The 11,562-nt window shown below is 67.1% G+C and carries 9 protein-coding genes and 2 pseudogenes; 2 read left to right on the plus strand and 9 right to left on the minus strand.

The genetic code is table 11. The annotated features are described in order from the left end of the window. From WA965_RS02560 to WA965_RS02575, 4 genes and pseudogenes are all read right to left on the minus strand, one after another. The coding region (locus WA965_RS02560) for an acyl-CoA dehydrogenase family protein (protein ID WP_526447027.1) at positions 1-403 on the minus strand (403 nt) is incomplete at its 3' end. A gap of 25 nt (positions 404-428) precedes the next feature. Continuing rightward, positions 429-1,620, minus strand: a pseudogene (locus WA965_RS02565) (acyl-CoA dehydrogenase family protein). 156 nt (positions 1,621-1,776) lie between these two features. Continuing rightward, the gene (locus WA965_RS02570) at positions 1,777-2,184 is read right to left on the minus strand and encodes an STAS domain-containing protein (protein ID WP_178359513.1); all 408 of its coding nucleotides are present in this window, start codon (positions 2,182-2,184) and stop codon (positions 1,777-1,779) included. A gap of 150 nt (positions 2,185-2,334) precedes the next feature. Next, complete coding sequence (locus tag WA965_RS02575; protein ID WP_526301245.1) at positions 2,335-3,582, minus strand: DNA polymerase domain-containing protein; 1,248 nt, start codon at positions 3,580-3,582, stop codon at positions 2,335-2,337. Positions 3,583-3,636: 54 nt separating this feature from the next. On the opposite strand from WA965_RS02575, the pseudogene fadD2 reads away from it, so the two are divergent. Continuing rightward, positions 3,637-5,320 (plus strand): annotated as a pseudogene (fadD2, locus tag WA965_RS02580) (long-chain-fatty-acid--CoA ligase FadD2). Positions 5,321-5,390: 70 nt separating this feature from the next. On the opposite strand, the gene WA965_RS02585 reads toward fadD2, so the two are convergent. The 5 genes from WA965_RS02585 to WA965_RS02605 form a co-directional block, all read right to left on the minus strand. Next, positions 5,391-5,711 carry a hypothetical protein gene (locus WA965_RS02585; RefSeq protein WP_526301246.1) on the minus strand — a complete coding sequence of 107 codons (321 nt, stop codon included), beginning with the start codon at positions 5,709-5,711 and terminating at the stop codon, positions 5,391-5,393. A 39-nt stretch (positions 5,712-5,750) separates the two neighbouring features. Further along, positions 5,751-7,940 (minus strand): acyl-CoA dehydrogenase family protein, encoded by a 2,190-nt coding sequence (locus tag WA965_RS02590; protein ID WP_526301248.1) that lies wholly within the window; start codon positions 7,938-7,940, stop codon positions 5,751-5,753. Positions 7,941-8,002: 62 nt separating this feature from the next. Then, positions 8,003-8,950: a 2-hydroxyacid dehydrogenase gene (locus WA965_RS02595; protein ID WP_526301261.1), complete on the minus strand. Its 948-nt coding sequence runs from the start codon at positions 8,948-8,950 to the stop codon at positions 8,003-8,005. After that, positions 8,947-10,083, minus strand: a complete 1,137-nt coding sequence (locus WA965_RS02600) for an alpha/beta hydrolase family protein (RefSeq protein ID WP_526301250.1) — start codon at positions 10,081-10,083, stop codon at positions 8,947-8,949. The genes WA965_RS02595 and WA965_RS02600 overlap by 4 nt, the downstream gene beginning before the upstream one ends. Further along, positions 10,076-10,717 carry a TetR/AcrR family transcriptional regulator gene (locus WA965_RS02605; protein WP_526301251.1) on the minus strand — a complete coding sequence of 214 codons (642 nt, stop codon included), beginning with the start codon at positions 10,715-10,717 and terminating at the stop codon, positions 10,076-10,078. Before WA965_RS02605 ends, WA965_RS02600 begins: the two co-directional genes overlap by 8 nt. Positions 10,718-10,806: 89 nt before the next feature. On the opposite strand from WA965_RS02605, the gene WA965_RS02610 reads away from it, so the two are divergent. Then, positions 10,807-11,388, plus strand: a complete 582-nt coding sequence (locus WA965_RS02610; protein ID WP_526301253.1) for a VOC family protein — start codon at positions 10,807-10,809, stop codon at positions 11,386-11,388. Positions 11,389-11,562 lie beyond the last annotated feature (174 nt).

Raw genomic sequence — 11,562 nt, forward strand, 5'->3', positions numbered from 1 at the left:
CCGTGGCATCGAAGGCCCCGGCCGCGTCACCGACGGCCAGCGCCGCCGTGCGGGTGCCGTCGACCAACGGCGCCAGCAGATCACCACCCGCCGAAGCCGCGACAAGTGCCGGAATGGCCAGGTACACCGTGCCGAACAGTGGGCCGCACGCCAGGGCGGCACCCAGTTCCTCGACCGCGACGGCCTGGTCGACCAACGAGCCGCCGGCACCGCCGTCGTCCTCGGGCACGGCCAACCCCAGGACCCCGAGTTCGGATCCCAGCCGGGCCCACACCTTCGGATCAAACGGCGGGTCCGACGTCATCGACGCGCGCACCGCACTCTCGTCGATCTGCTCGGCGCAGAAGGCGCGCACGGCGGCCCGTAGTTGGTTCTGCTCATCGGTGAAGCTGAACTCAGCCATCCCGTCGGGCTGATCCGCAAGCTCCTCAGCCACGCGGGACCTCCTTCCACGGCATCCCTGCGTCCGCCCTCAGATCACCCGGCAGCCCGAGCACACGTTCGGCCAGGATGTTGCGCATCACTTCCGACGTCCCGCCTTCGATGGTGTTGGCCCGGCTGCGCAGGAACCGCTGCTGGATCGAGCCGCGCCAGTCACCGGCGTCGGCGTCGCGGCCGTGCATCTCGTAGCCGTCGTACAGAATGCCCTCCGGCCCGAGAAGGTCCATGCAGAACTCGTAGATGTGCTGGTTGAGTTCGGCGCCGACGAGCTTGCCGATCGACCCTTCGGGTCCGGGCCCGCCGACGGTCGCCGTCGCCCTGGACCGCTCCGAGGTCAGCCGCTGCGCCTCGGCGCGCAGCCACAGGGTGGTGAGCCGATCGCGCAGCACCGGGGTGTGGAGATCAGGCCGAGACGCCCACAGTGCGACGGCGTCGCTGATGGTCCCGGCCCCGCGCCGGCTGCCGCTCGCGCCGAGTGCACTGCGTTCGTTCATCAGGGTGGTCATCGCGACCCGCCAGCCCTCGCCGACCCCACCCAGCCGGTGTGCATCGGGGATGCGCGCATCGGTGATGTAGACCTCGTTGAACTCGGCGTGCCCGGTCAGCTGCCGCAGCGGACGGGTCTCCACGCCGTCGGCGTGCATGTCGAGGACGAAGTAGGTCAGGCCGCGATGCTTGGCGACGTTCGGATCGGTGCGGGCCAGAAGCAACCCCCAGCGTGCCCGGTGCGCGAGACTGGTCCAGACCTTCTGTCCGTTGACGACCCAATCGTCGTTGTCGCGGACCGCCGAGGTCGCCAGACCTGCGAGGTCCGACCCCGCGCCCGGTTCGGAGAACAGCTGGCACCAGATGTCCTCGGTGGTCGCCAGTGGACGCAACAGTTTCCTGCGGACGTCGTCGGTCTGCGCGTGCTCGCGCACCGTCGGGGCGGCCATGCCGTAGCCCATCGGATTGAGCGCCAGCGGAACCGGGCCACCGGCGTCCTGCAAGATGCGGTCGGCAACAGCCTGAAGTCCACGGGAGACGCCGAGGCCGCCGAGGCCTTCAGGGAAGTGCACCCACGACAGACCCGCGTCGAAGCTAGGCTCCGAGAAATTGGGGTACGGGCACGGCCCGTGGATCGTGCTCCGAGACGACGCGATGCGCCGCCTCGGTCACGTGGTCAACAGCAGCGCTCATAGGAGCACAGTAGATCGTGGCGAGTCAGCCGTTGGGCAACTCGACAGTCTGGGGCGAACGATCAGTTCGCGGTCAGTGCGAGGTGCTCCGCATCTGACTTGTGACGAGAGTGGAGGAGGTACCGGAGCCAGCGAACATCGATGAGCACAATGATCCTTACGCGGTCTTGGTCAGGAGGGGGAGTAGTTGGCGTCGCGCGACCATGGCGTCGGCGAAGTGATTCAGCGCTTCGGGCACCGACCCGGCCGCGGCGAACTCGATGCCGCAGTCGCGCAGTGTCTGCTCGATGGAGCGACTGGCGACCATCGACCATTCCACGCCTGCTGCGGTGCAGACGTCGTCGACGGTGAACAGCAGCGAAATCGCATCCCGGGTAAAGAATGTGACACCGCTGAGGTCGAGCACGAAAGGCTTCTCGGCGAGGATGAAGCGCCGGATGTATCGCGTGGCCCGGTCGACGTTGACGTCGTCGAGCCCACCCTTGATCGTCACTACGGTGGCCAACTGGCGGCAGTGCGCCCGGATTTCAGCGCCATCACAGTCGAACGTCGGATTGCCGTACATTGCAGCCTCCCTCGATCGTGCTGACATGGCCCTCAGTGGGCGTTACAACAGTCAACGTAATGAGCCAAGTTAAGGCCGTGGGGAGTAACTACTAATACTTCGCTAAGAACTGCGTTCGTTCCGGCCAGCAAACTCGCCGGTAACTTGGCGTCATCCTCTGCGCTGCTGCTGGGATCCGGTGTAGCTCGCCCAGGGGCTGTAATCGGCCAGCAGTGTCTCCTGCGGCGGACGCTCGCCTTCGGCAACGTGCTCCAGGTTGATCCGGATGCGGTACCAGATCGAACTCGGACCTCGCATCCCGTCGACGAGAACATCGGTGGGCTGCAGCTTTTCGGCTACAGCCGGATACTTCTCCCGCCACGACGCCAGCGCGGCCATCGCCTCGTCCCTGGTCTTGGTCCTGGCGATCTCGATCAGCGGCTTCGATGAGACCCGAGCTTGCCGTCCGCCCCCGGGCGACCTCCGGGTCCCCTTGGGCGCCTTCTCCGCCGGCCCGAGCCGGTCGGCGAGGTGGAGCAGCGACTCCAGCCCGCCCACGGCGTCGTCGATGCCCTCCCACGGATCTCCGACCTCCGCGAAACGCCGGGGCACGGTGGCGATGGTGAACGCCTCGGGGTGGCAGCCGTCGACCTCATCCCAGAACAGCGGTGTGGACACCCGGGCATCCGGGGTGGCGCGCACCGAGTACGCGGACGCGACGGTGCGGTCCTTGGCGTTCTGATTGAAGTCGACGAACACACCGTGGCGCTCCTCTTTCCACCACCGTGCGGTGGCCGACTCCGGCGCACGGCGCTCCACCTCGCGGGCAACCGCCTCGGCCGCCAGTCGCACGAGCTTGAACGGCCAGCGACGGTGGATGCGCGTGTAGATGTGGATGCCGCGCGAACCCGACGTCTTCGGCCAGGCCACCAACCCGTGATCCTCGAGCACCTCGCGGGCGACGAAGGCGACGTCGAGGATCTGCCGCCATCCCACTCCGGGCATCGGGTCGAGATCGACGCGCAGTTCATCGGGATGGTCGAGGTCGTCATCGCGCACCGGATGGGGGTTGAGGTCGACACAACCGAGGTTCACCGCCCAGATCAGCCCAGCCGGATCACGCAGCACTGCCTCCTTGGCGGAGGTCCCGGAGGCGTATTTGAGCTCGGCGACGTCGATGAAGTCGGGGCGCTTCTCGGGTGCCCGCTTCTGGAAGACCGCTTCCTGGCCGATCCCCTTGACGAAACGCTTGAGGATCATCGGCCGGTCCCGCACCCCGCGCAGTGCGCCGTCGGCGACCGCGGTGTAGTAGTGCATCAGGTCGAGCTTCGTGACACCGAGATCGCCGAACACCACCTTGTCCGGATGGGTGATCGGCACCTGTTGACCGCCGATCTCCAGGTACTCGGGAGCAGCCATCCCTTCATCGTAGGTTTGAGACCTACTGCGATCGCGGTCACATATTGTTGACCCATGCCCAAGCTCAGCGATGTCCCCTTGCAGGTAGTGGCCAAGGTCCAGCAGTCCGCCGGCAAGTATCTCGAGCGCGGATCCGCCGAGCTGCACTACGCCCGGAAGATGTTCGAAGCGGGTGCCCTGAAGATCGAGCCGCCACAGGCGATGGCGGCCTTCATCGCCGACATCCGGCGCTGGGGTGAGATCGGGATGATCCCCGCGCTGAACGCGCCGCTACCCGCTCCGCGCGGCGGTCGTCGACGACGAGGGCGAGATGACGTTCAAGGAGTTGGACGACGCGGTCAACGCCGTCGCCAACGGACTGCTCGCCAAGGGGATCAAGGGCGGCGACGGGGTGGCGATCCTGGCCCGCAACCACCGGTGGTTCCTGGTGTCGGTCTACGCCGCCGCCCGCGTCGGCGGGCGCATCATTCTGCTCAACAGCGAGTTCTCCGGCCCGCAGATCAAGGAGGTCTCCGAGCGGGAGGGCAGCAAGCTCGTCATCTACGACGACGAGTACACCGCCGCCGTCTCGCACGCCGACCCGGCGCTGGGCAAGCTGCGTGCGCTCGGGGTCAACCCGGATTCCGAGGAGCCGTCGGGCAGCACCGACGAGACGTTGGCCGAGTTGATCGCCCGCACCGACAAGCGTCCGCCGCCCAAGGCGACCAAGAACTCGTCGATCATCATCCTGACCAGCGGCACCACCGGGACTCCCAAGGGAGCCAACCGCAGCGCACCGCCGTCGCTGGCGCCGGTCGGCGGGGTGCTGTCGTCGGTTCCGTTCAAGGCCGCCGAGGTGACGTCGCTGCCGGCGCCGATGTTCCACGCGCTGGGCTTCCTGCACGCCACCATCGCGATGATGCTGGGGTCGACGCTGGTGCTGCGTCGGCGGTTCAAACCCGCCACCGTGCTCGCCGACATCGAGAAGAACAGGGCCACCGCGATGGTCGTGGTGCCGGTGATGCTGTCCCGGCTGCTCGACGAGCTCGACAAGACCTCACCCAAACCGGACCTGTCCTCGCTGCGCATAGTCTTCGTCTCCGGGTCGCAGTTGGGCGCCGAACTGGCCACCAGGGCGCTGAAGGAACTGGGTCCGGTCATCTACAACCTGTACGGATCCACCGAGGTGGCATTCGCGAGTATCGCTCGGCCGCAGGATCTCTCGATCAATCCGGCCACCGTCGGACCGGTGGTCAGGGGTATGAAGGTCAAGATCCTCGACGACAACGGCCAGGAGGTGCCGCGCGGTCAGGTCGGCCGGATCTTCGTCGGCAACTTCTTCCCGTTCGAGGGCTACACCGGCGGCGGCGGCAAGCAGATCATCGACGGGCTGCTGTCCTCCGGCGATGTGGGCTACTTCGATGACAACGACCTTCTCTACGTCAGCGGTCGCGACGACGAGATGATCGTCTCCGGCGGCGAGAACGTCTTCCCCGCCGAGATCGAGGACCTCGTCAGCGGCCATCCCGAGGTCGTCGAGGCCACCGCGTTGGGTGTCGAGGACAAGGAGTGGGGAGCCCGGCTGCGGTGCTTCGTGGTGAAGGTCGAGGGTGCGACGATCGACGAAGACGCCATCAAGACCTACGTGCGAGAGAACCTCGCCCGCTACAAGGTGCCCCGCGAGGTGGTGTTCCTCGATGAACTGCCGCGCAATCCCACCGGCAAGATCCTCAAGCGCCAACTGCGCGAGATGGAATAGCCCAGCGCTCGCCGAAACTGTATTCCACGCGGCTGTTTCGCCGTTTCGCGCGCGCTGACGGCAATCTCGGCTACTCCACCCCGCCGGCCATGAACGCTGACCCCGGGATCGCCAGCGCCACCAGCATCAGCAGCAGCAGGAACCACCCGGCGCCCTGCCAGGCGAACCAGCCACCGCCGGCTCTCCAGATGCGGTAGGTGTGGATCAGCGCGCCGACACCACCGGCGAACAGGATCGCGGGCACCATCGCCGCGACGAACACCGAGTCGCGGGCGGCGAACGCAAAAATCGCAAACGCCACACCCGCCACGGCGACCACCGCAGACATGTAGACGGCGGCCGCCCGGAACGACCCGGGCTGGTTGAACCGCTTCTCGACATCGTTGGTCATTCCGGTGGGGTTCCCGGTCTGGCGACCGGCAATCCGAGCTTAGGGATCGCGCGGCAGGCCGAGCAGTCGTTCGGCGATGATGTTGAGCTGCACCTCACTGGTGCCGCCGTAGATCGTGGTGGCCCGTCCCGCCAGCAGATACTCACTCCACTTGCCGGAGGGCTGCCCCTGGTCGCCGATGGCCGCGTCGGTGCCGAACGACGACACCCCGAACTCGGCGTAGCCCTGACCGGTTTTCATCGACAACAGCTTCGAGATGGCCGCCGCAGGCATCGGGTCGCCACCGGCGAGGGTCAGCAGCGTCGAACGCATGTTGAGCAGTTTGGCGGCGTGCCCCTCGGCGATCAGTCTGCCGGCCTCGTGCTGCTCGATCTGGTCGAAGTGTCCGTCGCGCAGGAACTCCACGAACTGTTCGAGGCTCGCCAGGAACGGCGGCTCGCTGCTGCCGATCGAGACGCGTTCGTTGGTCAGAGTGTTGCGGCTGACCTCCCAGCCCCGGTTCACCTCGCCCAGCACCATCTCGTCCGGGACGAACACGTCGTCGATGAAGACGGTGTTGAACATCGCGTTGCCGGTCAGCTCACGCAGCGGCTTGACCTCTACGCCCTCGGACTTCATGTCGAGCAGGAAGTAGGTGATGCCTTGATGTTTCGGAGCGCTCGGGTCGGTCCTGGCCAGCATGGCGCCCCAGGCGGAGTACTGCGCGCCGGTGGTCCAGATCTTCTGCCCGGTGATGCGCCACCCACCCTCGACCTTGGTGGCTTTGGTGGTCAGGCTGGCCAGATCCGACCCGGCGCCGGGCTCGGAGAACAGCTGGCACCAGATCATCTCGCCCCGGAAGGTGGGCGGCAGGAACTGCTGCTGCTGGTCGTGGGTGCCGTAGGCCACGATCGACGGGATGATCCACGCGGCGATGCCCATCTGGGGCCGCTTGACCCGCCCGGTGGAGAACTCCTGAGCGATGATGATCTGCTCGATCGGATTCGAGGCCCGGCCCCACGGCTTGGGCAGGTGCGGCTGCACCCAACCACCCTCGGCGATGGCGGTGGTGCGTTCGTCCTTCGGAAGTGCTTTGAGCGCAGCAACTTCCGCGCGGATCTCGTCGCGCAGCTTCTCGGTGTCCGGGTCTAGGTCGATGTTGATGGAGCGCATACCGGTCGTCGTCGCGGTGTCCACCACCTGCTGGGGGTAGTCCGCGGCGCGGCCGAAGCACGCCGCCAGCACGATCGCGCGCCGGTAGTACACGTTGGTGTCGTGCTCCCACGTGAAGCCGATGCCACCGTGCACCTGGATGCAGTCCTGCGCGCAGTGCTGTGCGGCCACCGGTGCCAGCGTCGCGGCGACGGCTGCGGCGAACTCGTAGGCGGATTCGCTGTTGCCGCTGATGAACTCGTCGATCGCCCGGGCGGCATCCCACACCGCCGCCGTGGCGCGCTCGGTCTCGGCGATCATTCCCGCGCACTTGTGCTTGATGGCCTGGAACTGGCCGATCGGCCTGCCGAACTGCTCGCGGATCTTGGCGTACTCCGACGCGGTCTCGGTGGCCCACCGGGCCACACCGACACACTCCGCCGACAGCAGCGTCGACATCACGGCGCGCGCCAGCGTCCGGCTCAGATTGGACAGCACCCGATCGTCGGACACCTCGACGGCGTTGGCCCGGACATGGGCGATCGGGCGGAGCGGGTCGACGCCGGCCACGGGCTCGATCTCGAGTTGGTCGGCATCGATGACCACCCATTCCTCGCCCGATTCGATCGCCACCGGCAGCACCAGCACCGAGGCCTGGGCCGCAGCGGGCACCGCTCGCACCTCGCCGCGCAGCACCAGGGCCTCACCGTGACGGGTGGCGGTCAACCCGGAATCGATCGCGTAGGCGGCGATGACTTCGCCTGAGGCGAGCTGTTCGAGGACGGCGGCCTTGGGATCGTTCGCGGCGATCAGCGCGCTGGCGATCGCCGACGGCACGAACGGGCCGGGGACGGCGCCGTGGCCGAACTCGGCGACGACGATGGCCAACTCGAGGATGCCGAAGCCCTGTCCGCCGACCGACTCCGCGAGATGCACGCCCTGCAATCCCTGGTCGGCCGCGGCCTTCCAGTAGGGCGGCGGGTTCGGGATCGGCGTCTCGAGGGCCTCGTGCAGCACCTCGGACGGCGCCACCCGCGCCACCAGGGACCGCACCGAGTCGGCCAGGTCGTTGTGCTCTTCGTTGATCGCGATGGGCATAGCTGCTGCACCTGTTCTTCACGTCGTCGTGACTGGTCCCAACCGGTTGGTTGGGTCCGAGACTACCCGTCCACCTGGTTCACCAAGTTCGCGAGGTCCCGCCCGTCACGAAGTCGTTCACAATTGTCGACCGCCAATTCCAGGTAGCGGTGCATGGTGTCGGCGGTGTACCAGGTGACGTGCGGGGTCAGCACTACGTTGTCGAGCCCGAGCAGCGGGTTGTCGGCCGGAACCGGTTCCACGGCGAAGACGTCGAGGCCGGCGGCGGCCAGTCGGCGGGAGCGCAGCGCATCGACGAGGGCGTGTTCGTCGACGATCGGGCCACGCGAGGTGTTGACGAGGATCGCGCCCGGTTTCATCCGAGCCAGCGCGTCCGCGTCGAGGAGGTGGGCGGTGCCGTCGGTGAGCGGCAGATGCAGCGAGACGACGTCGCTGACGGCCAGCAGGTCGGGCAGGCTGCGCCAGCCCGGGTGTCCGTCGTCGCCGGTGCTGGTGTGCAGCACCGCGCCGCCCATCGCGACCACGATGCGCTCGACCCGTTTGGCGATGTTGCCGTAGCCGACCAACCCGACCGTGCAGCCGCCGACGTCGCGCACGGTCTCTCCGAGGGTGGGATCCGACGGCCAGCCCTCACCTGCCCGGGTGGCCCGATCCAGTTCCGGTAGTCGGCGCAGCGCGGCCAGCATCAGCAGCACCGTCCCCTCGGCGACCGAGGCCGCGTTGGCGCCGGGCATGTTCGCCACCGCGATGCCCCGCTGTGTCGCGACGTCGACGTCGATGGTGTTGACCCCGGCACCCAGCTTGTGGACGAGCCGCAGCCGCGAACCCTCGACGAGGTCGTCGCCGGAAAGGGGCCGCAGCACATGCCAGATCACCTCGGCCTCGGCCAGTTCGTGGTGGAACGTGTCGTCGTCGTCCTCCGCGCAGAACCGGACGTCGAGCCAATCGGCATGAGGCTCGAGGAATTCCAGCACCTTGTCGCCGGGAACGAAGTGGGCCAGGACTCTCACCAGCGGCGCGCGATCCACTGGGCAACGGTATCGGCTTTCTCGGTGCGGGCGCCCGGCGTGGTGAAGTAGTGGTCGGTGTCGATCGCGCACTGCGTCTTGTCGGTGCCGCCGAGCGCATCGAAGATCCGCTGCGCATCGGAGGGATACACGCCGGTGTCCTGATCGGCGTTGATGACCAGCGCGGGGCAGTCGATGCGGGCCAGATGCGGCTCGGCGCGGGTCTGGGCATGCCGCAGGCTCCACATCCCGATCCAGTTGCGCAGCGTGCACGCGGCCGCGATGCCGTGAGTGGATCTGTTGGCCTTGGCCGGAATTCCCGCGTAACACATGTTCGCCGGTCGCTTGCTGGGCTCGAGCGAGGGGTCCACCATCCTGGGGTCTGCCCACGTGCGCATCACGGTGAACGGCCGGTCGGAGAATCCCGCGGCCCGCACTCGGACGAGTTCGGCCTGGGCCCAATCGGTGATGGCGTCGTTTCTCGCGACCTGGGCAGCCCGGTACCGCTGCACGAACTCTGCGTCGTAGGGCGGGCCGTTGCGTTCGTTGAACAGGTCGAGATCGGGATCGGTTGCCACGGCGTCACCTTCGTCGGTGACGGCGGCATCCATCCAGGCGGTCAGCACCTCGGGTCGTCCCGGGTGCGCGGCGCTGGCCACATAGCCGTCGGCGGGCGGGAGGTCGTCGAGTCCGGCGGCCGGCCGCATCCCCTCGAGCGGGGTGACGTGGTGATCGGTGGCGTTGGCCTGATAGGCCGCCATCAGAGATCCGCCGCCTGAATTGCCCAGCAGAATAACCGTTTCGATGCCCTGAACCTCGCGGAGCCAGCGCACGCCGACGCCGATGTCCACCAGGGCGTGGTCGAGAAGGAAGCTGCTCTCGAACCCCCGGAATCGGGTGTTCCAGCCGAGGAAGCCGATACCGCGGGTGGCCATGTAGTCGGCGAGGTAGTGCTCGGAGAAGTCGATCTGATAGTGCGTCGCGATCATCGCCACCTTGGGCTTGCGACCCACCCCACGGTGGTAGATGCCCTGGCACGGGTGACCTCCCGAGCCTGCCCTGCGGGCCGTCGTCGAATCCAGACCGACGAATTCCCTGGTGACTCCCGGTGTTTGCAGCGACGCAGTGCTACTCATGGTTCTCGGCCTCCCGGTGGTAGATGGTCCGGTAGAAGATGTCGGCCAGCGTGTTGATGCAGGCCACGTCGTCGATGTCGGCGGCGTCGTGGGTTGAACGCCCGGACAGCTGGGTGTAGCAGAACTGGTTGAGCATCGACACCAGTGCCACCGCGATGAGCCGGGGATCGCTGCCGGCGCAGAAGCCCTGCTGCTGTGCCTGTTTCACCAGTGACGTGATCAAACCGATGGGCACTGAACAGATTTCGTTCCAGTACACGGCGAAGTCCTCACTGACCATCGCCATCTGCGACACGCTGATGATCTCGGCCAGTCGGTTGCGGTAGGTGTTCCAGTGGGCGGCAGCTGCTTGATAGGAGCGTTCCCTGTGGGAGAGGCCGGGTTGGGCGGCCGCCATCGAGCGCTGCCGAGCCTCGTCGCGGAACCGCACCGCCCACTCCCGGACCATGGCCTCTTTGGAGTCGTAGTAGTTGTAGAACGACGCGGTCGACCTGCCCGCCTCGCCGGCGATGTCGGCGACTGTGGTGGCGAGGATTCCCTTGCGGGCGACGACCGCGCGGGCCGCCGAATCGATCGCGGCCTGGGTCTGGCGTCCGCGCAGTGTCGGCAACTGTTCGCGGGGGCCGACACTCACCTGCCTCAGCGCTCCTCGCGGTCGTTGATCTCAAACTGAACCTGATGTTAGATTCAGTTTCTGCCCATGGCCAGAGGAGGCGCGCAATCGTGATCAAGCCCCGGAACGCCAACACCGAGTTCGAGTTCGGCGGCATCAACCACGTCGCACTGGTGTGCTCGGACATGGCCAAGACCGTCGACTTCTACTCGAACGTGCTGGGCATGCCACTGGTCAAGTCGCTGGACCTGCCGGGCGGGATGGGCCAGCACTTCTTCTTCGATGCGGGCAACGGCGACTGTGTGGCGTTCTTCTGGTTCGCCGACGCGCCGGACCGGGTGCCCGGCATCTCCTCGCCCGAGGCCATCCCCGGGATCGGCGACATCGTCAGCGCGGTGAGCACGATGAATCACCTGGCGTTTCACGTGCCCGCCGAGAAGTTCGACGAGTACCGGCAGCGTCTCAAGGCCAAGGGGGTCCGCGTCGGGCCGATCTTGAACCACGACGAAAGCGCCGCCCAGGTCTCCGCGACCGTGCACCCCGGTGTGTACGTGCGGTCGTTCTACTTTCTCGACCCTGACGGCATCACGTTGGAGTTCGCGTGCTGGACCAAGGAATTCACCGAGAGCGACGCGGTCACCACCCCGAAGACCGCCGCCGACCGGGGGGTGCCCGCGGCAACCGGAGGCTAGCGCCGGAATTGCATTCCGGCAGGCGCTCACTCGAACTTTGTCTGCTGGCGGGCGTTGTCAAGCTGCGTGGAGTCGGTCGGGGTCGTTTTCGGCGGGAAGGTTGATGCCGACCACGGGGCTGGGGCTCTTGGTTCGTGGACGGTTGCGGAACCGTTCGGGGTGGTCTTCGTAGTA

The sequence above is a fragment of the Mycobacterium sp. genome, assembly GCF_049683935.1.
Classification (GTDB): Bacteria; Actinomycetota; Actinomycetes; order Mycobacteriales; family Mycobacteriaceae; genus Mycobacterium.